This is a genomic window from Ralstonia sp. 22086, from assembly GCF_052045975.1.
GTDB classification, from domain to species: Bacteria; Pseudomonadota; Gammaproteobacteria; order Burkholderiales; family Burkholderiaceae; genus Ralstonia; species Ralstonia wenshanensis.
This window is the reverse complement of the sequence record NZ_JBQEPZ010000002.1, coordinates 174,051-199,827: the sequence shown is the minus strand read 5'-3', so window position 1 is coordinate 199,827 and position 25,777 is coordinate 174,051. Positions and strand designations below refer to the sequence as shown.

The 25,777-nt window shown below is 62.9% G+C and carries 23 protein-coding genes; 9 read left to right on the top strand and 14 right to left on the bottom strand.

The genetic code is table 11. The annotated features are described in order from the left end of the window. Positions 1-8 precede the first annotated feature (8 nt). The 10 genes from ACTJK6_RS10025 to ACTJK6_RS09980 all read right to left on the bottom strand — a co-directional run bounded on the left by ACTJK6_RS10025 (position 9) and on the right by ACTJK6_RS09980 (position 11,477). The gene (locus ACTJK6_RS10025) at positions 9-533 is read right to left on the bottom strand and encodes a cytochrome b (RefSeq protein WP_440838898.1); all 525 of its coding nucleotides are present in this window, start codon (positions 531-533) and stop codon (positions 9-11) included. Positions 534-578: 45 nt separating this feature from the next. Further along, a complete protein-coding gene (locus tag ACTJK6_RS10020; RefSeq protein ID WP_440838897.1) occupies positions 579-1,835 on the bottom strand; it encodes a TolC family protein in 1,257 nt (418 codons plus the stop codon). Continuing rightward, entirely contained in the window at positions 1,832-4,945 is a 3,114-nt protein-coding gene (locus tag ACTJK6_RS10015) for an efflux RND transporter permease subunit (protein ID WP_440838896.1), read from the bottom strand. Before ACTJK6_RS10015 ends, ACTJK6_RS10020 begins: the two co-directional genes overlap by 4 nt. Next, a complete protein-coding gene (locus tag ACTJK6_RS10010; protein WP_440077213.1) occupies positions 4,945-6,030 on the bottom strand; it encodes an efflux RND transporter periplasmic adaptor subunit in 1,086 nt (361 codons plus the stop codon). Before ACTJK6_RS10010 ends, ACTJK6_RS10015 begins: the two co-directional genes overlap by 1 nt. 298 nt (positions 6,031-6,328) lie before the next feature. Then, positions 6,329-6,763, bottom strand: a complete 435-nt coding sequence (locus ACTJK6_RS10005) for a hypothetical protein (RefSeq protein ID WP_440838895.1) — start codon at positions 6,761-6,763, stop codon at positions 6,329-6,331. A gap of 105 nt (positions 6,764-6,868) precedes the next feature. Next, positions 6,869-8,416: a thymidine phosphorylase family protein gene (locus tag ACTJK6_RS10000; protein ID WP_440838894.1), complete on the bottom strand. Its 1,548-nt coding sequence runs from the start codon at positions 8,414-8,416 to the stop codon at positions 6,869-6,871. 10 nt (positions 8,417-8,426) lie between these two features. Beyond that, positions 8,427-8,705, bottom strand: a complete 279-nt coding sequence (locus ACTJK6_RS09995) for a DUF1488 domain-containing protein (RefSeq protein ID WP_232039474.1) — start codon at positions 8,703-8,705, stop codon at positions 8,427-8,429. A gap of 29 nt (positions 8,706-8,734) precedes the next feature. Further along, positions 8,735-9,676 (bottom strand): ribose-phosphate pyrophosphokinase, encoded by a 942-nt coding sequence (locus ACTJK6_RS09990; protein WP_440817915.1) that lies wholly within the window; start codon positions 9,674-9,676, stop codon positions 8,735-8,737. Beyond that, positions 9,673-11,037: an MBL fold metallo-hydrolase RNA specificity domain-containing protein gene (locus ACTJK6_RS09985; protein ID WP_232039472.1), complete on the bottom strand. Its 1,365-nt coding sequence runs from the start codon at positions 11,035-11,037 to the stop codon at positions 9,673-9,675. Before ACTJK6_RS09985 ends, ACTJK6_RS09990 begins: the two co-directional genes overlap by 4 nt. 17 nt (positions 11,038-11,054) lie before the next feature. Beyond that, positions 11,055-11,477, bottom strand: a complete 423-nt coding sequence (locus ACTJK6_RS09980; protein ID WP_232039471.1) for an Hsp20/alpha crystallin family protein — start codon at positions 11,475-11,477, stop codon at positions 11,055-11,057. 338 nt (positions 11,478-11,815) lie between these two features. Here ACTJK6_RS09980 and ACTJK6_RS09975 point away from each other — a divergent pair, with 338 nt between their 5' ends. The 3 genes from ACTJK6_RS09975 to ftsH all read left to right on the top strand — a co-directional run bounded on the left by ACTJK6_RS09975 (position 11,816) and on the right by ftsH (position 14,647). Further along, positions 11,816-12,316, top strand: coding sequence for a lecithin retinol acyltransferase family protein (locus tag ACTJK6_RS09975; protein WP_440838893.1), 501 nt, complete (start codon positions 11,816-11,818; stop codon positions 12,314-12,316). A gap of 14 nt (positions 12,317-12,330) precedes the next feature. Then, positions 12,331-12,552: a hypothetical protein gene (locus ACTJK6_RS09970; protein WP_440838892.1), complete on the top strand. Its 222-nt coding sequence runs from the start codon at positions 12,331-12,333 to the stop codon at positions 12,550-12,552. A 151-nt stretch (positions 12,553-12,703) separates the two neighbouring features. Then, positions 12,704-14,647 carry an ATP-dependent zinc metalloprotease FtsH gene (gene ftsH / locus ACTJK6_RS09965; protein ID WP_440838891.1) on the top strand — a complete coding sequence of 648 codons (1,944 nt, stop codon included), beginning with the start codon at positions 12,704-12,706 and terminating at the stop codon, positions 14,645-14,647. On the opposite strand, the gene ACTJK6_RS09960 is transcribed toward ftsH, so the two are convergent. After that, positions 14,639-15,925, bottom strand: coding sequence for an erythromycin esterase family protein (locus tag ACTJK6_RS09960; RefSeq protein WP_440838890.1), 1,287 nt, complete (start codon positions 15,923-15,925; stop codon positions 14,639-14,641). The genes ftsH and ACTJK6_RS09960 overlap by 9 nt on opposite strands. Before the next feature lie 238 nt (positions 15,926-16,163). Between ACTJK6_RS09960 and ACTJK6_RS09955 the strand changes: the two genes are divergently transcribed. The 3 genes from ACTJK6_RS09955 (at position 16,164) to ACTJK6_RS09945 (ending at position 19,092) form a co-directional block, all read left to right on the top strand. After that, positions 16,164-17,363 (top strand): DUF3300 domain-containing protein, encoded by a 1,200-nt coding sequence (locus ACTJK6_RS09955; protein ID WP_440838889.1) that lies wholly within the window; start codon positions 16,164-16,166, stop codon positions 17,361-17,363. Continuing rightward, positions 17,363-18,310 carry a DUF2950 domain-containing protein gene (locus tag ACTJK6_RS09950; RefSeq protein ID WP_440838888.1) on the top strand — a complete coding sequence of 316 codons (948 nt, stop codon included), beginning with the start codon at positions 17,363-17,365 and terminating at the stop codon, positions 18,308-18,310. The genes ACTJK6_RS09955 and ACTJK6_RS09950 overlap by 1 nt, the downstream gene beginning before the upstream one ends. Positions 18,311-18,591: 281 nt before the next feature. After that, a complete protein-coding gene (locus ACTJK6_RS09945; RefSeq protein ID WP_232039464.1) occupies positions 18,592-19,092 on the top strand; it encodes a BCAM0308 family protein in 501 nt (166 codons plus the stop codon). 63 nt (positions 19,093-19,155) lie between these two features. On the opposite strand, the gene ACTJK6_RS09940 is transcribed toward ACTJK6_RS09945, so the two are convergent. Then, a complete protein-coding gene (locus ACTJK6_RS09940; RefSeq protein ID WP_440838887.1) occupies positions 19,156-20,088 on the bottom strand; it encodes a 1-phosphofructokinase family hexose kinase in 933 nt (310 codons plus the stop codon). A gap of 880 nt (positions 20,089-20,968) precedes the next feature. Here ACTJK6_RS09940 and ACTJK6_RS09935 point away from each other — a divergent pair. Continuing rightward, entirely contained in the window at positions 20,969-22,717 is a 1,749-nt protein-coding gene (locus tag ACTJK6_RS09935) for an MASE4 domain-containing protein (RefSeq protein WP_440838886.1), read from the top strand. Between the two features lie 22 nt (positions 22,718-22,739). Here the strand turns inward: ACTJK6_RS09935 and ACTJK6_RS09930 are convergent, their stop codons facing one another. Further along, positions 22,740-23,369 carry a response regulator gene (locus ACTJK6_RS09930; protein ID WP_440838885.1) on the bottom strand — a complete coding sequence of 210 codons (630 nt, stop codon included), beginning with the start codon at positions 23,367-23,369 and terminating at the stop codon, positions 22,740-22,742. Positions 23,370-23,690: 321 nt separating this feature from the next. On the opposite strand from ACTJK6_RS09930, the gene ACTJK6_RS09925 reads away from it, so the two are divergent. Both ACTJK6_RS09925 and ACTJK6_RS09920 read left to right on the top strand, forming a co-directional pair. Further along, entirely contained in the window at positions 23,691-24,236 is a 546-nt protein-coding gene (locus ACTJK6_RS09925) for an Hsp20/alpha crystallin family protein (protein WP_280928261.1), read from the top strand. 140 nt (positions 24,237-24,376) lie between these two features. Continuing rightward, positions 24,377-24,781, top strand: a complete 405-nt coding sequence (locus ACTJK6_RS09920; RefSeq protein WP_440838884.1) for an HPF/RaiA family ribosome-associated protein — start codon at positions 24,377-24,379, stop codon at positions 24,779-24,781. Between the two features lie 332 nt (positions 24,782-25,113). On the opposite strand, the gene ACTJK6_RS09915 is transcribed toward ACTJK6_RS09920, so the two are convergent. Continuing rightward, entirely contained in the window at positions 25,114-25,518 is a 405-nt protein-coding gene (locus ACTJK6_RS09915) for a carboxypeptidase regulatory-like domain-containing protein (protein ID WP_232039458.1), read from the bottom strand. Positions 25,519-25,777 lie beyond the last annotated feature (259 nt).

The following is a 25,777-nucleotide window of genomic DNA, read 5'->3' as shown; positions in this document are numbered from 1 at the left end:
CATGTGCGCTAGATCATGCGGCGCAGCAGCCGATCCTTCAGGATGAACTCGTGCCAGAGCGCCGCGGCGGCATGCAGCCCGACCACGATATAGACGACCGTCGCGCCCGACTCATGAATTTCCTTGGCCAAGTGGGCCAACGACTTGTCCTGCGCCAACGCCAGCGTCAGATCCAGTCCGAATGGTTGAATCGGCTTACCTGCCAAAGCCAGTGCCAGCACGCCCAAAACGGGCATGCCGACCATCAGGGCATAGAGCGCGCCGTGCGTGAGTCGCGCTACAAGCTGCACCAGCGGTGTGCCCGGGACGGGAGGCGGTGCCTGCGTGCCCACCCGGGCCAGCAGACGCAACACCATCAGGGCGAACACGGAGAGCCCCGCTGTCTGATGGACCATGAACAGAGCGGCACGCTCGGTGCTGCCTTTCGGGAAGAAATCCATGATTTCGATGGCGACGACGGCGATCGACACCGCCAGAACCACGAGCCAATGGAGCGAGCGCATGGTGAGGGAGTATTTCGGTTCGGATTGCATAGCGTTATCCAGAATGTGTTGAGTGAGGGGTAAGGCTGGAGCAGGTCAATCGTCAAAGTCCCACATCCGGTGCAGATCGAGCTTGAGGCGGCTGTCTGCCTCGAGCAGGTCGACACGGGCGAGCCGCTCGGCCAGCAGGGCCTCCGCTAGACTACGGCGCGTTGCCAGTAGTTCAGTCAAGCCCGACTCACCTGCGCGATATGAACGCGTTGCCCTGTCGGATGCGCTTTTTTGCAGCGTAACCGCTTCCATCTGGGCTTGCGCGCTCGCCCGTTTGCCTTGCAAGTTGCCATAGAGCACGTCGAATTCGGCACCCAGCCGACGCTCGGAACCCAATCTGCGCCGGGCAGCCGCTTCCGCTTCGGCAGCAGCCGCCAGCGCCGCAGAGCGACGATGCACTGAACCGATCGGCATGGCAACGCTCACGCCCATGATGCGTTCGGCACCGCCGCGCTCCACCGTCACGAACATCCCGACGGTGGGGTCAGGCCGACGCTCCAGATCTGCGCGCTTGGCCATTTGCTGCGCCTGAACCTCTTCTGCCATGGCGAGACGGTATTCGTGGCTGTCTTGAATGTACTGGGTACGCAATCGATCGGGTGGTTCTTGCGGCAATGGGGGCAGCACAGTATCGGCGCTAAACGAGGGTTGACCTAACCCCGGAAACCGTGCCCGAAGCTCTGCCTGCGCCGTCTGTTCCGCCGCCACGGCAGTCGCCAGCGCAGCTTCCGTGCGCGCCCGATCAGCGGCGGCCAGCTCCGCATCCAGACGAGAGGCATCGCCCAGTTGCACCCTTCGGGCAGTGAGCGCGGCCAGGGCGGCGGCCGCCTTGGCATTCTCCTGCGCTGCCTGGCGTGCCTGCCCCGCACGCACGGCGCCAAACCAGAGGGCCAGAATCTGGCGTGATGCTTCGTGGCGCGCATCCTTGACAGCCAACTGCCCAGCCTCGGCGGCGGCATCGGCAAGCTGCCCATCGGCTTGCGCTTTGCCCCAAAGCCGCAATGGACGCTCCACCGCAATCTGCCCTTCGGCATGGCGCTCGGAGGGATCGCGCACCTGGCGCCCTTGGCCAATTGCACGGACCACGGTTTCCGCCGTGCCGGCGCGAATGCCATCAGCCCGAGCCAGTACGGCGTCGCGGCGGGCCTCTGCCGTCAGCACGTCGGGCGACTGTGCGACGGCCTCGCGCACTGCGCTCTCAGCCGGCAGATAGGTCGGCGAGATTTGCGCTTGCGCGGCGGGGCTGCAAAGCAGCATCGTGCTCGCTCCCGCCAATACGATGCGAAACAGATCCAACCTCATTGCGAATCTCCCTGCCCAGCGGCCGCACGCGGCCGAGGCAACCCAAAACGTTCAAACAGCAGGGGCAGAAGAAGCAGCGTCAGCGCGGTCGAAGAAATGAGCCCGCCCGATACCACGATCGCCAGCGGCCGCTGAATCTCTGACCCCGGCCCGCTGGCCAGCAGTAGCGGAATCATCCCGAGTGCGGTAATGCAGGCCGTCATCAGGACGGGCCGCAGGCGGTCGCGCACGCCATCGCGCACGGCTTCCGTCATGCTCAAACCAGACTCCAGCAGCGTGTTGAAGTGCGACACCAGCACCACACCGTTGAGCACCGCGATACCGAGCAAGGCGATAAAGCCAACGGAGGCCGGCACCGACAGGTACTCGCCCGAGATCCGCAACGCCGCAATGCCGCCCACGAGCGCAAACGGAATGTTGGCAACCACCAGCACCGCCTGCCGCACCGAGCGGAACGTCAACATCAGCAAGAGAAAGATTGCGCCAAGGGCCAACGGGACAACCAACGCAAGGCGCGCCGCGGCGCGTTGCTGGTTCTCGAACTGGCCGCCCCACACCACCCGCAATCCTTTTGGCAACGTGCCAATCCCGCCGACGGCTGCCTGGGCTTCCTGCACGAAACCCGCCAGGTCCCGACCATCGACATTGGCCTGGATCACGGCAAACCGGGCGCCATCTTCGTGGTTGATGCGCACGGGCCCATCCACGCGTTCGATACGCGCCAGAGAGGTGAGCGGCCAGACTTTGCCGTCGGGTGCCGTTACCAAGAGGTTGGTCAGGTTTTCGGGTGCCTGCCGCAAGCCTGCTCCGCCACGCAAGATGAGCGGCGTGCGGACAATGCCTTCGGGCACCACGCCAACCCGGTCGCCCTCGATCAGGGCGCGCAGTTGCGCCTGGAGGGCATCGCCGGAGAAGCCGGCCTGACCCACCGCAGCGCGGTCCAGCGACACTTTCAGGTACTGCACGCCGCTGTTGCTGGGCGCAATGACCTCCGCCGCCCCCGGGATGGTGCGGACCTTGGCAGCAATGGCCTGCGCGGCTGCATCGATGGCGGCAAGGTCGCTGCCAAACAGCTTGATGGCAACGTCGCCGCGTGTGCCGGTCAGCATCTCGGAGACACGCATCTCAATGGGCTGCGTGAAGCCGTAGATCACGCCCGGGAAGCGCTCCATCACGCGCCGGATCGCAATCGCGATGTCTTCCTTGGTGCCGCGCCACTGATCCTTGGGCTTGAGCACCAGGAAGGTATCGGTTTCGTTCAGCCCCATCGGGTCCAGGCCGAGATCATCGGAGCCTGAGCGCGCAACGATCGAGCGTATTTCCGGCACCTCCTTGAGCAGCGCCTGCTGCACGCGCTGGTCCATGTCGAGCGACGCCGCAAGCGAAACGGACGGTGCTTTCTGCAACTGCACGATCAGATCGCCCTCGTCCATCGTCGGCATGAACGTCTTGCCGACCGACATGTACAACACCACGGCCAGCGCCAACGCCGCCCCCGCCAGGCCGAACACCGTGCGGCGATGGGTTGTCGTCCATGCCTGGATTCGCGCAAAGCCGGCCGCGACCTTGCGCATCAGCCAGGGCGGCTCGTCTGCATGCGCCAGCAGGAGCAACGAGGCGAGCGCCGGGACCACCGTAAAGGCAATCACCACGGACGAGGCCAGCGCCAGCACGATGGTGAGCGCCACCGGCCCGAAGAGCTTGCCCTCCAGGCCTTGCAGTGACAGCAGCGGCAGGAACACGATGGCAATGATCGACACGCCCGACAGCATCGGTACCGCTACCGTTGCCACTGCATGGCGGATGACCGCACCGCGCAGCGCCGGATCAGTCTTGTGGTCTTGCGCGCGCGCCATGGCCGTCTCGATGTTCTCGACCACGACGACCGCGGCGTCGACGAGCATGCCCAGCGCAATAGCCAGTCCGCCCAGGCTCATCAGGTTGGCCGTCAGGCCCACATAGCGCATCAGGAGGAAGGTGGCGAGCATCGACAGCGGCAGTGTGGCCGCCACGACCAGGGCCGCCCGCACCCCGCCCAGGAACAGGTACAACGTGATGACCACCAGCACGCTGGCTTCAATCAACGCGCGCACCACAGTATTGGCCGCACGGGTGACCAGCTCGCCACGGTTGTAGAAGACGTGCGTCGACATGCCCTTCGGCAACTGGGGGCGTAGCGCATCCAGCCGCGCCTGCACCGCCTCGACCAGCTTGCGGGCATCGCTGCCGCGCAGGCCCAGCACCAGCCCTTCAACCGCTTCACCGTTGCCGTCTTTGCTGACTGCGCCGTTGCGGGTGGCCTCGCCCAGCCGCACGGTCGCGACATCGCCGACCGTGACCGCAGGGGCGGAACTCGCGCTTTGCGCCGGCACTACGACAATCGCACGCAAATCATCCAACCCGCGTATGCCACCCTCCACGCGCACGACCCAGTGCTCGTCTCCGCGGTCCAGCCGCCCTGCCCCGTCGTTGCGATTGTTGGCATCCAGCGCCTGACGCAATTGATCGAGGGTGACGGCGCGGGCGCGCAATCGGGCCGGGTCCGGTGTGACCTCATAGCTGCGCACCTCGCCGCCGAGGGCGTTGACATCGGCCACGCCTGCCACGGTGCGCAGCGCTGGACGGATCACCCAGTCCAGCACGCGGCGCCGCTCGGCCAGGGAATAGCCATCGCCCTCCACCGTGAACATGAACATCTCGCCCAACGGCGTGGTGATGGGCGCCAGACCGCCTACGGCGGTCGATGGCAGATCGCGCGCCAAGCCGGCCAGGCGTTCCGACACCTGCTGGCGCGCCCAGTAGACGTCCACCCCCTCTTCAAAATCGACCGTCACATCGCTGATGCCGTATTTGGATACCGAGCGCACGATCGTCTTGTGCGGCAGGCCGAGCAGCTCCTGCTCGATGGGCGTGGAGACCCGCTGCTCGACTTCCTCCGGGGTCATGCCGGGCACCTTCAGCACGACCTTGACCTGCGTCGGCGAGATATCGGGAAACGCATCGATCGGCAGGTTCAGATACGCCCACACGCCGGCCACCGCGAGCACGCCCGCGGCGATCAGCACCAGCACGCGCTGGCGCAAAGAGAACTCAATGAGGCGGGGCAGCATTACTGTTCTCCCGCCAGCAAGCCCTTGAGCGCACCGACACCTGTTACCGCCACGTGTGTACCCGCTGGCAGGTTTGCCCGCACGACGGCGATGGCGTCGTCTGTACTGCCAACGGTGACATCCTGGAAGCGGAAACCCTTATCGGTTGCGACGAATACACCCGGCACGCCTCGCACGTAGACCAACGCGGCCACAGGAACCCGCAGCAGGCCCGGAGCGTTTGCATTGGCCGCACTGCGCAGCTTGAGCGTGACATTGACGCTCTCCCCTGCGCGCAGGTCCCCACGTCGCTCCAGCGACGCGCGCACACGCACACCCGCTGTGCCATCACCGGAAGGCGCGACACCAATAACGGTGCCGCCCGCGCCGCGTTGTGCGATTTCGACGTGGTCGCCTGTGGCCGGCACAGGTATGTCGCGGCCAACGAGCAGGTCCAGCTCCAGAGCCGCCGGGTCAACAATCCTGAACAGCGGTGCCGCAGCTTCTACTCGTGCCCCCGGAACGGCATTCACTTCGGATACCACACCGCCACGGCTGGCCACCAGTTGCGCCTCACCGGCGGGGCCGCTGAATGCGATGCCGGAGGACGCCAGCTCTGCCCGGCGCGCCTTCACCATGGCGCCGGCTTCAGCGGCCCGCGCCTGCGTTGCCTGCCAGCGGCTTGCTGCGATGATGCCGTCATCGTACAGCGCCTTGTCGCGCGCGAGCGACTGCTGCGCGAGCCGCGCCTGCGAGTTGGCTTCCGTCAGTGCGCGGCTGGTTTCGAAGAGCTGCGGGCTCAGAAAACCCGCCAACGGCTGGCCCGCCCGGACGGTTTGCCCGATCGACACCAACACCCGGGGCACCATGCCCGCGTACGGTGCCGCCACCACATACTGCGCATCCGGCTTGAAGACGACACGTGCATGCGTGCCAACCTCCAACCCTGAAGAAGCGGCGACCGGGCTGAAACGCACGCCGAGGGAGCGCGCCTGCTCCGCCGATAGCGGCACCACCTGGGCGCCTGCTTGGGCAGCGGCCTGCTCAAGAGGAAACGCGATCAGCGCTACACACGCACTGGCCGCGACGATTCGTTTGAAAGACATGCCTGACTCCAATCCTCGGAGGCAACGCCACGGGCGCTGCCTCTGATTGCCGCGCATACGCGGGCGACCTAAAGACCAACCGTCGCCCAGCATTTCCATGCGGCGCGAACGACAAACTCTTACGATGGATGGCCGATGGGGAGTGGAGTTGCTACCACCGCGTAGCGTCAGGCGTGCGCCATGCGTCAGAAGACAACACTTCTGACGCATTCATCATCGCCAATGCAGACACGAGGGGCTTGTTGCAAGTCAACAAGTTGCGGAGCAACGCGCTCGCCGGCCGTCAACCGGGTACGGATCAGAGCTGCGGCGGAGGCGCCTGTGCAGGAGGTGGCCGATTGATGCGATCGCGCCAGCGCGCTCGAACGGGCGTTGGCCGATAGGCAGGACGCAATACTGCGGCGAGAGCAAGCGCCGCAAGCAGGAGGAACGTCAGCGCGGATACCCCCGGCGCCGCCGCTGCCCAAAGAAATGCACCCAGATCCGCAGGGCCAATGGCGGGCTCGACGTCTACCTCAAAGGGTTCCTGGCTCGTCAATGCCCAGTCATGACGACCGGCCCCGGCCGATTCCTCAATGAGAGGACGGTGGGCAAACGCTGCGGATTGGAAATGAGAATCAACTGCGGCAGGAACCGCGGTATGCACGTGCAGGCCAAATTGTTTCGGTGTTCCGAGATGGCCGTGCAGAAGCGGGCTTAGCAGCTGCATCAACACGATGGTCAACAACAGCATTGCCCGAAGCGAGATGCTTGCGGTCGCACGTGGCATGGCCGAATTGTAACGCAATGTGCCCTTCGTTTGGCGCAGCTTCCCGGCGAAAGTCTGGCTAGCTTGATGTCAGCTCGCGCCCACCGGTGACAGGCCCACCACAGCATGTGCCAACGCATATGCCGACGAATACTCCAGCTCGCCCGAGGCTTGCGCGTGAATCGTAAACAACGGTTGTCCGACATTCACCTGATCGCGCAGTCGCACATGCATCTGCACGCCCGCAACTTGACGCATCGGTGCGCCCGCAAGTTTGGCGATGCGGGCAAGGTGGCGGTTGTCGATGTTCGTGACGACGCCATTTTGCTCGGCAACGACGTCGCGGCGGAAGACGGCTTCCCCGGGGATGCGCAAGCCTCCCTGCGCCTCGCAAATCGCTTCGAACTTCCGCCATGCGGCTCCGCTATCCAGCAGGGTGGTTGCCATGTCCAGCCCCGTTCCGGCCGCAGCGGCGCCGCAAAACTCCAGCAATGCGCCGGCGAGCAACAACGACCGTTCCCGCAAGTCGAACGGCGCCGTAGGGGAACGCTGCAGCACGGCCAGAACGTCTCTTGCTTCCAACGCGGGGCCAATTCCACGGCCAACGGGCTGTGCACCATCCGTGCGCACCATCAACACCTGCACACCAAACGCATGGGCCACGCGCTTGAGCAGCATTTCAAGGCGTTCGAGGTCTTCGACACAGCGGACTTTGGCCGTCGGCCCCACAGGCACGTCGATCAACACATGGGTGGACCCGGCTGCGATCTTCTTGGAAAGAATGGACGCCACCAACTGCGCATCGCTGTCGACATCGAGTGCCCTTTCCACGCGAATCAGCACATCGTCCGCCGGGCTCAGGCTCAACGCCCCGCCCCATGCCAGCGATGCCCCAACCTCCCCCACAACGCATCGCAGCTCCGCAGCGGTCAGATTCACGCGGGTGAGCGTTTCCATCATGTCGGCGGTACCTGCCGGCGACGTGATGGCGCGTGATGAGGTTTTGGGCAACAGCAGCCCTGCCGCTGCACAAATGGCCACGACAATGGGGCTGGTGCGATTGCCGGGAAGACCGCCTACGCAGTGCTTGTCCGCCACGACCGCGCGATCCCACTGCAGCCGCTCGCCGGAGTCGACCATCGCTTGCGTGAGGTCGATGGTCTCCTTGATGGTCATGCGGCCCGCTGCACAAGCGCTCAGGAAAGCTGCGATATGGACATCTGCATAGCGTTCGTTCGAGATGTCGGCAATGATCTCCTGCAACTGCTTTGCGTCGAGATGCCCCCCGTAGATCTTCGCCCGCAGCGCCCGCAGCGACTCGAGCGACGGCGCATGCCTGACGCAGACTTCGTCCCCTGGGCGCGCCATCAACGCATCGACCGCAGCGGCTGAGAGGCTCACCTCATGCCTCTCTAGCAGCCCAGATCCGACCAGGTTGAGCGTGGCGATGGTCGATCGCTGCCCGATCTCGACCTCCACACGCGCCTGTGCGGCAAAGCCTTCCGACCGGCAGATCGCGCTGTCCGGGTGCATGTAGATAACGTGCTCTTGCCACGTATCGATGCCAAGCGCCTTGAACCTGAGGCATCCCGGCGGCACGACGGGTGCGTCAGCCGTGGGCACGGAGAGGGTGCTCATGACATGCGCGTCAGCTGGCGAAGCGGAAGTGCCCGCTGTGTAGCGTGATCTCTTTGGAACCTGTCTGCTCGAACAGCATGCGCGCGACGTCTTCGATATCGCCGCGGTGCGCTTTGAATGCGCTGAGCAGATCGTCCGACCGGCAGGACAGCGCGCCAAAGTGGTCTTCAAGAGCCTCCGCCGTGATTGCATAGCTTGCGGAACTGCCATCGACCGACGCGCGGCATTGCAGACGCGGCCCTGCGGCGCAGTATGTCGGCTCGTCAGGCAGGAACCTGATCTCTTTCATGATGGCCTCCAGATACGAACGTGCCCTGGTCAAACAAGCACCTGCTTGCCCGAAGGCAGGGGTAAATCGAACATGCTTGAAACGGCGTCAACCAGCGGCCCCGTGAGGGCAATCTCGTTCGAGGGGTGCGGGATGGTGTCGCACGTCACGATCTCTGCGCTCACCGCGCAGAGCTGGCTATACGCGTCGGCGGCAAACACAGCGTGCACGCCGACGCAAACCGGCTGCGGTTTGCCCGCACGCTGCAGCAAGCTTGCTGCGGCGAGCATCGTGCGCCCCGTTGAGATGATGTCGTCGACCAGCACGGGCGCACACCCCGGTGGAATGTTTGGCAAATCCGCAATTTCCACGTGCCATGCGCTGTGTCGCGTTTTGGTCAATGCCGCCCATGGAGCCTGGCAAAGGCCAGCTACATGCTCGACCCACTGCCTGCTTTCGTCGTCGGGCCCGATCAGGAACGGTGCCTTTACGTGAGTCTGGATCCATGCGGCGATGGCAGGCGCGGCTTCGACGGCCACGGTCGGCATGCGATAGACACTCGATAAATGTGAAATGCGATGCAAATGCGGATCCACCGTGACAAGCCAGTCGAACACCGGATTCAGCAAGGCGGCAAAGTGCTCTGCTGCGCGAATCTCGCCGGCTTTGAAGATGACGTCCTGCCGCATGTACGCCAAGTACGGCGCGATCAATCCAACACGGCGCGCCCCGCCCTGGCGTGCGGCAATCGCCAGCCAGAGCAGCGGTAACAGCTTCTCGTCCGGATGATCGAGCGTGCAGACGATGGCCACCTCTGCGCCTTGCACGGGTGTGTAAAGCCGAACGTAGGACTCGCCGTCCGGAAAGTGGCTCACGGCCGCATGGCCCAACTCGGCGCTCAGCGGCGTGGCAAGGCGCATGGTGGCGGCTTCGCAGCCCGGCATGGCAATCAGCACACGCTGCGGGTCCAGACCAACGACCGGCGCGGTCATGCACCCTCCAGATCGTAGGACTGGCGATACTCCGGCATGCGGACTGACCACTGCAGTTCATGCTCGATGCGCTGGCGCAAGGCGTCGCTGGCGGCGGGCTCTCCATGCACGATGAAGGTCTGCCGTGGCGGCCGCGTGAAGCCCCTTAGCCAAGTCATCAGTTCATCGACATCCGCGTGGGCGGAAAGATTCTGAATCTGTTCAACCGAGGCGCGGATGGCGACCTCACGTCCGTGCACCCGCAATGCCCGTTGACCGGCCAGCAGCGCCGCGCCACGTGTGCCGGCCGCCTGGAACCCCGACATCAGGATGGCGTTGCGCTTGCCGCCGCCAAAGCTCTTGAGGTGATGCAGCACACGGCCGCCCGTTGCCATGCCGCTTGCCGCAAGGATGATCTTAGGTGCGCGATCGCTCCCCAAATGCCTCGACTGTTCAGGGCTCTGCACCGGAATGGCCAACGCACAGGCGGCCTGGCAGTCGGCAGCCCCGATATGCAGATCGTCAACATGATGTGCAAACACCCCGGTCGCCAGTTCGGCCATCGGGCTGTCAAGGTAGATCGGCACATGCGGGATCCGATGTTCGCGGATCAGCGTGTAGAGGCAATACAACAGCTCTTGCGTACGCCCCACCGCAAAGGCAGGGATCAGCAGCGTGCCGCCCTGCCCGATTGTCCGCTGCACAACCTGCTGCAAGGCATCGAGCGGATCCCCCGCCGGATGCACGCGATCCCCATAGGTGGATTCCACCAGCAAGGTATCGGCTTCCGCAATGGGCTCGGGTGGCCGCATGACAGGATCAACCTGCCGCCCCAGATCGCCAGAAAAGACGATGCGACGGCCCTCGGCCAACAATGTCGCCGTGGCCGCGCCAATGATGTGTCCTGCACGGTGGAACTCCGCTTCCACGCCCTCGGCAACGGGAAAGCGCTCGCCATAAGCGACGGGATGCAGACGGCGCAATGCCCTGGCAGCATCCTTTTCATCGTAGAGCGGCAACGCTGGATGATGGCGCGAGAACCCCTCGGCGTTGGCGTACTGGGCGTCCTCCTGCGCAAGCCGAGCGCTGTCAGGCAGCAGGATATTGCACAGTTCGGCCGTACCTTTCGTGCAATAGACGGGGCCATGAAACCCATTGCGGACCAACAGCGGCAGGTAGCCGCTGTGGTCGATGTGCGCATGCGTGAGCACGACGGCATCGATGTGGTGCGGGTTGACGGCGAGCTTGTCCCAGTTCCGCAGGCGCAATGACTTGTAGCCCTGAAACAGCCCGCAGTCGACCATGACGCGGCGCCCGCCGGTCTCAAGCACGTACTTGGAGCCCGTCACCGTGTCGGTGGCGCCGAGAAATTGCAGCCGCATGCGATCGCCCCTGCTGCTCAGCGAATCGTCACGCGCTGCTGCGGTGATGCTTCCTTCTTGGGCAGCGTCACGCGCAGCAGTCCGTTCTCGTACGTCGCATCGACCTTGCTTTCATCGACTGCCGCATCGAGCGTGAACATGCGCTGCATCGATCCGCTGTAGCGTTCACTGCGGATGATGCGTTCGCCTTCCTTCTCCTCGGAACTGCGCTCTACCTTGGCCGAGATCATGACCGTGCCGCGATCGACCGTCACGTCGATGTCTTCCTTCTTCGCACCCGGTATTTCAGCGACAACGCTGTATGCCTTATCCGACTCGGTTACGTCTACCTTGAATGGCAGCGCGCCATCCATGCTGCCGCGAAATGAGCGCAAAAGCCCTTGGAAGATATCGCCCACCGGCTCGATGGCGAACGGGTCATAACGCTTGAGTTGACTCATGACTGCCTCCTGATGATTCGACCCCGGGAGGATTGGGGCCAACAAATTCATCGTGGCACGGCGGTGCCGGAGCGCCTTGCGGCAGATCAACGGCGGCGCACTGTGGCCGCCGCACGGGCGCGGTGAGATTCCTACCCCGCACATCGCTTCAGAGGTGCCGGCTGCCTTGTCAGGCTTTCCTGACATGAACACCTGCAGCTCCGACAGCATTTTCAGCACAGCCTGCATGACGCCGGCGAGCACGCTGCCAATACTGATGACACGCCAACGAGCAACGCAGCGTCTTGTCGAATCGCCCCCGGAACCCGACAACGCCGGCCAGTACAACGGAGCGCGCCATGATCCAGAGCATCGATTGCATCGCCCAATGCAATGACTCGCAAGACCTCGCCGCTTTCGATACTGTGCTCCCCGTTGGCGCACACCTCGTAGCGGGCCGTGATGGATACCAACACCACGGCATCTATGTCGGCAATGGCCAGGTGATTCACTACGCCGGCTTCTCCCGCCGCCAGCGCTGCGGGCCGGTCGAGCGCATCTCGATTGGCTGCTTTGCATGTGGTTTTGCGGTAACCATCCAGTGCGACGCCAGCCCCTGCTACGACGGCGAAGAAGTCGCTCGCCGTGCCGGTTCACGCCTGGGCGAGCGCAACTATCGGCTGCTGACCAACAACTGCGAGCATTTCTGTTCGTGGTGTCTGTTTGGAGAATGCCGCAGCGCACAGGTGGAGGCGTGCCTGAAGAGCCCCCTGCGGGCTGCGCGCACGCTATTCAAGCTGATGCTGCTGGCATTTCCCGCCGAATGGCGCACTGCGCAGCCGCCGGCTCAGGCCGCATGAAGCCGGAGCGCACCATGCCCCAATCCGACACCTCGTTGCACGAACTGATTGCCAAGTGGTTTGGCCAGAGCGACACACCGCATCTGCGAATCACGCGGCTGCATTGCCCGGGCGTTGATTGTGGCTGCGTGCGTGCGGAGCTGACGACATCCGCCCGCCCACTTGCCATCGTCTTCTTCCGTCACCAGGCCGGTTGCTGGAGACTGTTTCCGCCACCGCGCGTACGCCGCCAATAGCCGCAACGCAAATCTTCCTGCTGCACGGCGGTGGGACTTGGCCGGTGGTTGATCCGCATCAACCGCCCTACCGGCTCAAGCACGAACATCAAGGTTCGATCGGACGTTGGTTGGCGCACGACCATGCGAGGGTGACGAAGTGAAAGAGAGTATGCAGCCACGGCAGCAAAGGTTCTCGCTCTGGTACGCCGTCATCGTCGCGTTGACCATGCTGGCGCTCCAAACGCTGTTCATGTCCGAGCAGGTCGACACCCTTCCCTATAGCGACTTCAAGGTCCTCCTGCATGCCGGCAAGATCAAGGACGTCGCCATTGGTGACCAGGACATCACAGGCACTTTTTCGACCGAAGGCGTCGAGGGGCTGTTGACGCAGCAGCAGATCGATGCCATTCGCCGCACGGGCAAGGGCGACCATCCTTTCCAGACCCTCCGCGTGAATGACCCGGCCCTGGTTCAGGAGCTGGAGGCCGCCAAGGTGCGCTTTGTCGGTCGGCCGGACAACAAATGGTTGAGCACGCTCCTGTCGTGGGTCGTGCCGGCGCTCCTGTTCTTCGCTGTCTGGAACTTCCTGATCCGGCGCATGGGCGGCGCTGCGGCCGGTGGATTGATGGAGATCGGCAAGAGCAAGGCAAAGGTGTACATGCAAAAAGAAACCGGCGTGACCTTTGCTGACGTTGCCGGCATCGACGAAGCCAAGGAGGAACTGTCGGAAATCGTCAGCTTTCTGAAAGAGCCGTTGCGGTATCAGCTCCTGGGCGGCAGGATCCCCAAGGGTGTGTTGCTCGTGGGTGCGCCAGGCACGGGCAAGACGCTGCTTGCCAAGGCAGTTGCCGGTGAGGCAGCCGTGCCATTTTTCAGCATGAGCGGGTCGGAGTTTGTCGAGATGTTCGTCGGCGTCGGTGCGGCGCGCGTGCGGGATCTGTTCAGTCAGGCCGAATCCATGGCGCCGTGCATCATCTTCATTGATGAACTCGATGCCTTGGGCAAGACGCGTGCGTTCAACCTCGTCGGCGGCAATGAAGAGCGCGAGCAGACGCTGAACCAGCTTCTGGTCGAGATGGACGGCTTTGACAGCAACAAGGGCGTCATCATCATGGCCGCGACCAACCGGCCCGAGATACTCGACCCTGCCCTGCTTCGTCCCGGACGGTTTGACCGCCACGTTGCCCTGGACCGGCCCGACCTCAAGGGTCGAGAGCAGATACTCAAGGTCCACGCCAGGAACGTCACGCTGGGGGCCGATGTTGACTTGGGAAAGATCGCCGCGCGAACCCCGGGTTTTGCCGGAGCCGACCTTGCCAACCTGGTCAATGAGGCGGCGCTTCTTGCGGCGCGCGAAGGTAAATCCGCCGTTCAGACCGTCGACTTCGACGAGGCGCTTGATCGCATCGTAGGTGGCCTTGAGAAGAAGAACCGCGTGATGAACGCCAAAGAAAAGGAGACGATCGCCTACCACGAAGCAGGCCATGCCATCGTGGCCGAGCACCGGCCGCTGGCCGATCGCGTTTCGAAGGTTTCCATCATTCCAAGAGGTATCGCCGCCCTGGGCTACACGCAACAGACCCCGACGGAAGACCGCTATCTGCTCAAGCACAGCGAACTGCTGGACCGGCTCGACGTGCTGCTGGGCGGTTACGTTGCCGAGCAGATCGTGTACCACGACGTATCGACTGGTGCGCAGAACGACTTGCAACGCGCAACCGACATGGCGCGCCAGATGATCACCCAGTTCGGCATGAGCGAGCAGCTTGGTCTGGCCACCTACGAGCAAACGCCCAACCCGCTCCTTGCCGGTACCGGCCTGATGCAGCGCGAGCGCAAGGAATATAGCGAAGACACCGCTCAGTTGATCGATGCGGAAGTGCGCAAGGTGCTGTCCGATGCCAGCGCGCGCGTAACAGCCACGCTGGAAGGCCAGCGCGCCAAACTGGAAGCACTGTCGCGCATGTTGCTGGACAAAGAGGTGGTTGACCGCCACGACCTGGACATGATCCTGTCTGGCAACGTGACCCCGATGCCGCCTCCAAAGGCAGAAGCGGGTTCTCCCGCCAGCGCCACGGCACCACAGCCCGCGCAACAGCCGCATTCAAGGTAACAGCGCCGAAGTCAATGGTTCGATGGCGGAGGTTTCGTCCAGATGGATCAGCGCGTCAAACTGGGCGCCAATGGCGGCATCGAAGTAGTGCGACGCATACTCGGTCTTGGGGAGGTACAGCACGCCGATTGCCCGTTCCAGCAGTGGTTCGCGGAACACATCTGCCGCCGTATCGCCAAGCGGGAGGAAGAAGCGATCGAGCCCCGTGCTATGGAACAGGTGTTCCCAACTGTCTGGCCGCGCTGGCCGCACCCATTTCCGCTCCGCCTCGCCACCCCACTCGGATGCGGCGCACACGTGGCCGGTATAGGTCGTAAAGCCGACGAGCAAAGCGGCACCGCCAACCTGCTCGCGTACGAGCTGCCCAAGGTTCCACTCATGCCGGCTGGCGGATTCCGTTGCCCGTGCGTCGCCCACATGCGAGTTGTGCGCCCACACCACGATCCGCCCGTCACCGCCACGGCGCTGCCGATACGCAGCCAAACCAAACAGCGTCTGTGCCATGTGGGCGTCGCGCAGGTTCCACGTGTTGACGCGGTGCCCGAATGATTCACGGTAGTACGCCTCTGCGTTGACGACGACGATGGCGTTTTGCTCGGCAAAGAAATGCGAGTCGATGGCAGCAATGCCGTCCTGCTCGATCAGCCTGGCCTCGCTCGCCCGAAGCCGGCGCAGTTGCTCGATCACCTCACGTTGCGCAGGCAACCTCAAACCTGCGGCCGCTTCGTAGCCGTACGTCATGGGTTCACGCACGTGGTCCAGCGCCGCGTAGTGCATCCGCGCCACCGCCGCCTGTTCCGGGTCGGTCTTCTGCAGGTATTCGATGACAGCCTCGGCTGACCTGTACAGGCTGTACAGATCCAACCCATAGACACCAACACGTTCCGGCGCGGCAAGAGCCGCGTTGTGCTCATGGAGCCAACTGATGAAGTCGAGCATCTCCGGATTGCGCCACATCCACTCGGGAAACCGCTGGAAATCGCCCAGCGCCTGGGCGGCGGTGTCCGTGCCCTCGCCCTGAACATAGCGATTGATGCGCCACACATCCGGCCAATCTCCCTCGATGGCGACGGCATCAAAGCCGCCTTGCATGATCAACTGCCGCGTCATGTCTGCGCGTGTCTGATAGAACTCGCGTGTTCCGTGCGTCGCCTCGCCGAGGAGAACGTAGCGCTTTGCGCCGGCCATCTCCAGGAGGCGGTCGTAATCGCCAGCGCTGCCAGTGAGGCGGCTGGCCACTTCACGTACACCAAGGAAAGGTGTGAGCGGTGTGGACATGGGTGATCGACTCCACGGATGTCGCAGCGGTATTTGCAGTCTAGACAGCGCGGCTGCACGCTGATTGCGCTATCGCAAACGACGGGCCCCTCGATGGGCGTACCGCCGTTCGCGCACGCTGGCGCGGATGTTGCCCGTGCGTTGACGCTCATCAATCGCCATCCAAACCAATCGTCCAATATGAATCGGGGCCCGCCCGGTTCGCGCGTGCGCGCCGCCATTCTTGCGGAGGCAGCCAATGAAAGCGCAATGGGTAAGGCAGTTGGCCATTGCCCTGGCTCTCCTGCTCTTGTTTGGCAGCCCGGCAATACCGCAGCCGGATGCATCGGAAAACGATCTACAACCCGCCACCGCGGTGCAGCTCGATCAAATGCTGGCACCCATCGCGCTGTATCCGGACGCATTGGTCGCGCAGATCCTCATGGCAGCCACATATCCGCTTGAAGTGGTGCAGGCTGATCGCTGGGTGCGTGACCCCGCTCACGCCGCACTTCGGGGCGACCAGTTGGCTGAAGCCCTCGCGCCGCTGCCGTGGGATCCGAGCGTGAAATCTCTGGTGCCGTTTCCCGGGCTCTTGCACATGATGAACAACAACCTGGATTGGACGGAACGGGTAGGCAACGCCTTTCTGGCCGACGAGGGCGCGGTCATGGACTCGATCCAGCGCTTGCGCAGCCGGGCTCAGGCCAACGGCACCCTGGGGTCGACCACACAAGCTGTGGTGTCGACGCAGGATGGCGCCATCATCATCGAGCCCACCAACCCGAACGTGGTCTACGTTCCGGTCTATGACCCTTATTTCGTCTATGCACCGTGGCCCTATCCCGCTTACCCGCCGTACATCTTTCCCGACATCTGGGGCGGAGTGATCATCGGCGGGCTCGGGTTCGGATGGGTGGGTTTTTCGGTCGTCGTTCCGTTGTGGGGCTGGAGCCATTGGAACTGGCACGGCCATCACATCGATATTGACCGGGGCCGCTTCGGCAACATCGACCGCCATCGTCCGCCACCCAGTGGCGTCTGGGCCCATGACCCGGGGCATCGCCATGGCGTGCCATATCCGGGAGCATCGCGGGGGCGGTTCGGCCCGGGCTCTGCTATCTCGCCGGACGCGCGGCGCGGGTTTCGTGGTTACCCAACGCCCCCGGCCCCGCCAGCGGGCTCCGTAATACGCCCCTCCCCGGTTTCGCCTGTGCATCCGACAATCCGGCCGCCGCCGGCCAGGCCGGCGCCCGCTCCCGGTGCACGCTCCTCCCGGCGCCAGTCACCTGGCTACCCGCCCACGTTCGAGTCGTACGGGCGCGGATCCGATGTGCGCGGACAAGCCCAACGCGGGCAAGCCAGCCGCATGTCGCCCGCCGCGCCCCAGCCTACTGGACCACGCTCTGGTGGCTTTGCACCCCACGGCGCAGCGGGCGGTGGGCACCGGAGACGATGATGCACAAGTTCTCTAGAGCGCTGCGCCTGCACCGCCTTGCCGTGCAACTTGCGATGCTGGTTCTTTATGCGATCGCCGTTCCATCCTGGGCCGACAAGCCCGCGCAGCAGGCGTTCTCTTCCCCCGAGAACGCTGCCGAGGCATTGGCATCCGCATGGCGCTCGGGCGACGCGGATGCCCTGCTCCTCCTGTTCGGGCCGGCAGGGGCAACGCTGGTGAAATCGGGTGACCCCATCGGCGAACAGATTGCCCGAAGCAAGCTGGCCTCAGCATACGACGAAGCGCATCGAATCGAACGAGACGCTGAGGGCCATGCCGTCATCCTCCTGGGCAAAGACGAATGGCCCTATCCGATCCCGCTGGCAAGGCGAGGCACGCACTGGCGCTTTGACACGAAAGCCGGCGCACAGCAGATCATTGATCGACGCGTTGGCCACCACGAGGCACACGCAATCCGCGTCTGCCGGGCGTATGTCGAAGCGCAACTGGCTTATGGCACGTCGCACCGCACCGCAGATGGGCGCGCCGTGTTTGCACAGCGCCTTGGCAGTTCACCAGGCAAGCATGATGGCCTGTTCTGGGTGCCTTCCGCCGGAGATGAAGAGAGCCCGCTGGGGCCGCTCATCGCGCTCGCCGATGCACGACGCCAGGACACGTCAGGCGCGGGCAAGGTCATCCCCTTTCATGGCTACGTCTTCCGGATCCTGACTCGGCAGGGAGAGCACGCGCCGGGCGGCGCGCGGAGCTATGTTGACGGCGGACAGATGACAGGCGGATTCGCACTGGTCGCATTTCCCGCAACGTTCGGGGCATCGGGTGTCATGACGTTTATCGTCAACCAGGATGGCGTCGTGTACCAAAGGAACCTCGGCCCGCATACCGCCCAGATCACGCGGCACATGCGCGCGTATGACCCCGACGAGCGCTGGAGCCCCGCATTGCCGTGATGCCGCGGTCTAACCGCCGGCAATTCTGAAGATGACGACATCATGGAACGCGCGCCTGACTCTGAAGCAGCCGGAAACGCTGCCTACCAAGTTGGCCGTCATGCGCGCCATCGGAGCGCATCTCTACTCAAGTCTGATTTGATGAGTACCGCTGCACGCAGACTTGATTCAGCCCAAATTGCGTCGCGCTGCGGAAGGTACTCTGAGAAGTGTCCACCGCGACTGCGTTGCAGGTTCTGGTCTGCAACAGGCCGGAGGAACTCGCCCTCACAGGAGTCAACATGAAACAACGCTCTCAATCCGAACGAGTGCGGCCGGCACGCTGGAGCCCATTTGCCGTCGAGCCGATCCACAACCGATATCGGGAACCCGACAAGGCACCGGCTGCAAGCTGCTGCCCAGTTTGCGGTGCTGTCTATCTCAAGGGCCGCTGGTTGTGGCGCAGCCCGCCACCTGGGGCCACTTCCCTGGTCTGCTCGGCATGCCAGCGTGCCGCCGACCAGATGCCCGCAGCACGAATCCACCTGTCTGGAGACTTTGAGGCGGCCCATCGGGAAGAGATCCTGACACTCGCCCGCCACCGCGAAGCTGATCTGCGCGCCGATCATCCAATGGAGCGCATCATGGCTGTCGAAAGCACGAGCAGCGGCACTGACATCCTGACGACCGGCTTTCATCTGGCGCGCGACATCGGCCATGCAATCCACCATGCATTCCACGGACACCTGACGTTTGACTATGGCAATGCAGAGACCGAACTGCACGTGAAATGGAGCCGGTAGTACCCCGGGGCGTTCTGTAACGCCCCCAGCCGCCTGTCCGCCAGGTTGGTTAGCCGATACGCTTCAAGACAATGACACCTCTGCGTAGCGCTGCTCGATCTCGGCGGCGCTGCCAAGTTCGGTACCGGCATGGCTCAACGCTGCTGCGGCCGCTGCCATGCCGTATCGAAATGCCTCTCGCATGCCTGCATTCCGGTTAAGCGCCCACACCATCCCCCCCACGAAGCTGTCGCCGGCTCCAATGGTGCTGAGGAATGACGTTGCGACGGCACCTGCCCGGACGATTTCTTCCTGCGTGACGAGCATGGCCCCGCCAGCGCCCAGTGTGAGCGCGACCGCATGCGCGTGCCCATTGCGGACAATCTCTTGCGCAGTCTCCATGCAATCCGCTTCTGTTTCCAACCCGCGCCCGGTCAGCTGTCGAAGCTCGTTCAGGCTTGGCTTGATCAGGTATGGCCCATGCGGCAACGCCGCGCGCAATGCCGGCCCCGAGGCATCCAGCACGACACGGCTGCCATGAAGCTTGGCCTGATCAATGACCCGCGCGTAGAAGTCGTCAGCCACCCCGAGCGGCAGGCTTCCGCTTAGGACGAGGTAGCGCGGCGCTGGCTGCAGCGCATCGAGGTAATCCAGGCAGTGCTGCGACTCCGATTCCGAAACGACCGGCCCCGGCATCACGAACCGGAATTCACGATGGCTGCAGAGTTCCGTCACGGAAAAGTTCTCACGCGTCTCCCCTTCGATCCCGAGCGCGACGAACGGTAAGCCCTCTACCGACAAAAGACGTCCCAATCGTTCAGCCACCGGGCCGCCGGCAAGGTAGATGGCTACGCAATCCCCGCCCAGGCGATGCACAACACGGGCGACGTTGACTCCGCCGCCTCCAGGGTCAAGGCGGGCCGGGGTGCAGCGCATCTTGTGTGTATCCGTCAAACACTCGACCGACGTGGCGATATCGATGGCGGGATTGACCGTGAGCGTGACGATTTCCGGCATTGCATACCTCAAGGGGCTATGGCGGGCAGCCGGTAGTCATGCTGCACATCCGCGTTTGGATCCTGCCGCCTTGATCATTACAAGCATGTCTCGGAGGGCATTGAGAAGCGCGACATGTACGTCCACATCCGATGCCTGGTCTATTGCAAGCTCCCGCCCCTGCATCTGCACTTCGACATGGACGAAATAGGGTCCGCCGCAAAGCGGCTCGGCTCGCTCCGAAGCCAACCTCACGCTGCAGCGTTCGACCCTGCATGGAAGACCACTGAGTCTGGTGGAGAAACGCCTCACGGCTTCCTTGATGGCATCCGAGGGAGGCAGATGACGGAATTGAATCTCGACTCGCCGAGTGTCCATGATCTAAACGGAATGAAAACCAAGTTCAACAGCGAAGCAGCACCAAAGCGAACTGATCTATTAGCGTATTGGGCGCTACGTAGCGCGCCTTGACCTACCTCAACACCGCAATACCTGCTTACGCTAATCACGCCCAGCGGCTGTACACATCGACGTGTTTGCATAGGCTGCCCGGATATGCGAGCAGGTGCGTGCACAGGAGCGCGCTCATCGCCGGGGGCTCTGGTGGATCTCCCGATTGATCAGGCAACGATCGCGCGCTCGATTTCACTGCTTGCATGAGGCTCACCAACCGAATATCTGCGCTGCCTCAGATTGATACGCTCGCTTGCAAGCTAATGTTGAACACTACATAGGCGAGTCAACGTGAGTAAGCGGCCTGGGATGAAATGCACATCAGCCCGATAGCGCTCCGCTTGTCAGGAAAACCTGACAAGGTTCGGTGCCATGTCGGAGATGACGTCCAGCCCCACATAGCAGCGGCCACGTATCGCCCGAACAGGTTCCAGATTGGAGAGTGATCTTGAGCGACCAAGGGGGCAATCCCCGCATCTTCCTGTCGACCGTCCAGCCTCGACCGAATCAGCAGCGGCTGGTCATGGCCGTGATGCTGGCATCCGTCGTCGTCTTTGTGGCCGTATTGCCATTCGCTCAGTGGCAACTGGCGCAGGTCTGGGGGTTCATTCCTGTCTATGAATCCGCGGTCGTCATCAACGATTTGGTCACCGCCGCGATGCTGGTCGGGCAGTTCACCTTGCTCCGCTCTCCAGGATTGCTGGCCCTGTCATCCGGCTACTTCTTTACCGCCACGGTGGCGGCGGTGCACATGCTCAGCTTTCCGGGGCTGTTCTCAGCATCGGGGCTTCTGAATGCGGGCCCGCAAACGACAGCGTGGCTTTACATGTTCTGGCATGGAGGGTTTCCCATCTCTCTGATCGCCTATGCCCTTTTGCAGGAAAACACGCGGACACGGCATATCAGGTTGCGGCGTGCCGTCTCTCCCGTTCTATGGGCAGCCTGCGTTGTGCTGCTTCTGACTTACGGGCTGACTGCGCTGGCCACCCACCCCTCTCTCTTGCCGGCCATCATGCGCGGGCATGGATATACCGGTGCAATGTCTACGACAGTGGGCATTGTGTGGATGCTGAACGTGGTGGCCGCAGCAATCTTATGGCGGCACCGTGGCCACTCCCTGCTGAATCTATGGTGTGCGGTTGTCGCCGTCACCTCGGTATTTGAGGTCGCACTGTCTGCCATGTTCAATCATGGGCGGTTCGATCTCGGCTTTTACGCAGGCCGCGCCTACGGCCTCGTCGCTTCCGGCTTTGTTCTTGTCGCGCTGATCATTGAACATGCCAGGCTTTACGCCATGCTGGTGAAAGCCCTGGATAACGAAAGCGCAGCGCGCGCACGCGCCTTGGACAAAACGCAGCAACTGAACGAGGCGAACGAGCACCTCGAACAGCGCGTCAAGGACCGCACCGCCCAGCTCAGCGTCACGAACGTCGAACTTCGACAGGAAATCGCCGAACGCAAGCGCGCCGAACAGGCGCTGGAGCGATCGAGAGAGGAGTTGCGTGAATTGGCAACGATCAGCTCACGGGCGCGCGAAGAAGAACGACGGCGCCTTTCGCGCGAGCTTCACGATGAACTCGCCCAATCGCTGGCGGCGCTTAAGGTCGACATGCAGATGCTGGAGCAGAAGCTTCATGCCACGAACAAGCCGGTTGCCGACCGCCTGAGTTCAATGGAACAAGCCGTGGATGACATGATCGGTGCGACACGGCGGCTCGCCTCCGATTTGCGCCCCTCCATGCTCGACGATCTCGGTCTTGTACCTGCGTGCAGATGGCTTGTTGAGTCGTTTCAGCGGCGCCATCGCATTCGGTGCGAGCTAACGATCATGCCCGAGCACTTTGAGCTTCCCGAGCCCTTTGCATCCACCGTCTATCGCGTGCTGCAGGAATGTCTGGCCAATGTGGCCCGCCATGCTGGTGCCTCAACCGTACGAGTGAGGCTGGTCCATGACGTGCCCACCGTTCAGCTCTCGGTGCAGGACGATGGCATCGGCTTCGACCCTGCGCATCCGAGAAAAGATTTGTCTTTCGGGCTTGTTGGCTTGCGTGAGCGTGCCTACCTCGTGCGTGGGAGCTTAAGCATCGAATCGTCGCCAGAGGCCGGAACGTTGATCGAACTGACCATTCCACAAACGATGACTGCAGCTATGGAAGCGCCGCTTCCAGCGCCCGACGCCCAACCAAGGGCAATCTAGTTCGGCATCGCTGCGGCCAGTCTCATACCAACCCATGGGTGAGCGCGTACCGCACCAAGGCGACATCATTCGGCAAGTTCATTCGTTCAAGAATGCGCGCCTTGTACGTGCTGACCGTTTTCTTGCTGATGCACAGATCGTGCGCAATCGTCGCCAGTGAATCGCCTCTCGACAGACGCACAAAAATATCGAACTCGCGGTCACTGAGCCGCTGATGAAGCAGTCTGTCTGCGGGGTCGCCTAGATTGTGTATCAGCAGCTCTGCCACGGCCTGCGTCATGTACGTACCGCCCGATGCGGCCTTGCGGATGGCCTTCTCGAGCTCCTTGACGGCACCCTCTTTCGTCAGATAGCCGACGGCACCGGCTCGGAATGCGCGTAGCGCGTACTGGTCCTCGGCATGCATGGTCAGGACCAGGATCTTGAGCTGCCGAACGTCCCGATGAACCTGGGCGATCAGGTCAATGCCGCTGCGTCCGGGCATCGACAAATCCAGCACGATGACGTCGGCAGGTGTACGGCGCACCAGATCGATGGTGGATGCACCATCGACTGCCTCACCAACAACCTCGATATCGCTAGCATCGCTCAGGATCCGGCCCAATCCCTCACGAAAGACGGCATGGTCGTCCGCTATCAGCACCTTGATCATTGTGTATCCCTTGGATCTGCGTACCCACTATTTCATGGTAGGCGGCGGGTGGATTCCCATACAACGCTTGGCACCCGGCTTCTCTGATCAAGGTCAGGAACGTGACGGTGCTGTTTGTGACGAACACGGCGGTCACCAAAACGCTCGCCAACCCTGCTCCGGCAACGACGGGACCGTTTGCGTGATCTCCAGCCGAACTCGATGTGCCCAAAGACCATGTGGCAACGCATCGCCGGCATCGATCGGTTGACGTCCATCAAGATGCTGTCCGCATCGGCGTCCAGAATGGTTTCTCCCAGACCCCCCACAGGAGAAAGCATCATGGCTGAATCCGATACCAAACTTGCCGTGAAGACCGGCGCGGAAGCTTCGAACAAGCAGCCTGGCGCCATGCAACCCTGGCGCGCTTTTGACAACCTTCGGCAAGAGGTTGCGCGTGTGTTCGATGATTTCGACCGCGGATTTCATCTCTTTCCATTTCATCGCGCGGCGCTCGATATCGAGCCATTCTGGCGGCGTGAATGGGCATTGACATCCGCGCCTGCCGTGGACGTTGTCGAAACCGACACGGCTTACGAGATCAAGGCCGATCTGCCCGGCATGGAAGAAAAGGACGTCGAGGTCAAGCTGGCCAACGGCGGCCTGACGATCAAAGGCGAGAAGCAGGAAGAGAAGGAAGAGAAGCAAAAGGACTACTACCTGCATGAACGCCACTTCGGCGCGTTCGAGCGGTCATTCCGTATGCCGGACGGCGTCGACACAGAGAAGATCCAGGCCAGCTTCAAGAATGGCGTGTTGACGGTGACGCTCCCCAAGACAGACGCGGCGCAAGCCACGCCCAAGACGATCCCCGTCAACGGGGGCTGATGTAGCGGACGACGCACTGCAAGAACAGCGGAGGACGAATAGCGACTCGTTGCACGACTCGCGCCTCCGCCCACCTTGGTTTTACTCGCGGCCCGAGCCGCTACGCTGCGGCTGCGTCGTCCGGTTGACAGGAACTGACCTTGAAATTCTCGGCTGCCCATGATGACGTGGCGGCGCCCGATTTTGGGTCAAGGAGTTCGAGCGTGATTTTGGCATTGGACATTTCATTTCGGGATTTTCCGTACTCCAAAGCGATTGAGGATGCTGTCATCAAACAGGCGAACCGCCTTGGCAGCGTTCAGGTGGAGATCGCCCGTTGCCGCGTCAAGTTGATTCAACTGCCGCGCCAGCAGCTACCTATCCCATCCGTCAGGGTTCACATTGACGTGATGACGCGCCACCATCGCCACCTCTCGGGCCATGCCTCCGGCGACGACGCTCTTGTCGCACTTCACGATGCGTTCAAAGATGTCGAGTTCGTATTGCGAAGCGAAATGGTCTGTGAACAATCGAGTGCAATCATCGAAGCAAAGGGGGGCATATGAGCTTGACCGTTCATGCCGGGCGGGGTTGGGTGGACGTTCGTACAAAACGGCGAAGCGACAAGCGCTGGGATTGCGAATGCCGGTTCGTTTCATCCAATGGAAAATGCTCGTCCTGGGTTTCAGCGGCCAACGCTGAGGGGTATGTGTCCCGGGATCTCGCATTCAGTGCCGGCATTCTGCTCGGCCGCGAACTTGCCGCGCGCTTTACGGCACGCGTGGAATCGGCTCCGCCACGCATGTATCAATGAAGCGGCAGGGCAAGGTCCGCCGACGGCCGGCGTGCCTCGCCCACTCAAGGTTGCTTTAACTGCCGCGTGTCGCCGGCAAGTGATTCAGCGGGGCCAGGTCATGGTGCGCATGGCGGCACCATGCGCGGGCACGACAAGCGTGCCCTGCCGTACCACGCCGTTATAAGACGCGCTGACTTGATACTTACCGCTCGGCAGACGGACGTAGAGCAGCGGGCCTTCCGATACGACAGCCAGGGACACCGCGCCGCTGGCAGAACGAATACGCGTGTCGACATCTGAAACGTACGCGCCCCCTTGCTCAACGAACGTCAAGCGCAGGTTGTAGTCCGCCGCAACGCTACGCATTGCGTCCACCTCGTCTTGTCCCACCCCACCTGACACATAGGCCACGCCCCCTTGCACACGTTGGATAGGACGGGCGGCGTAAGCACCTTCATTCAGGCAGCCCATCTCGTACATGGCACGCCACGAGCGCCTGTTCGTCATCCCACTATGCCTGCCACCTCGTGCCCGGCCCGTCAGCCGATCAGGCTCATTCACGCCTTGAATATCCCGCATGCGCTGCATCAACGCGCGGCGCTCTGCCGGTGTCCGAGCATTGCGCAGTTGCGCGCAAAAATCGGCGCTCGGCTGGCGTACTTGCTCGGGGGCGGGCGCCTGCGCCAATGCCGCGTTTGTCGACAAGAGAGACGCCGCAACCAGCGCAGCGCACAAGAGGCTGTGTACCCGAACCATGACCGACTCC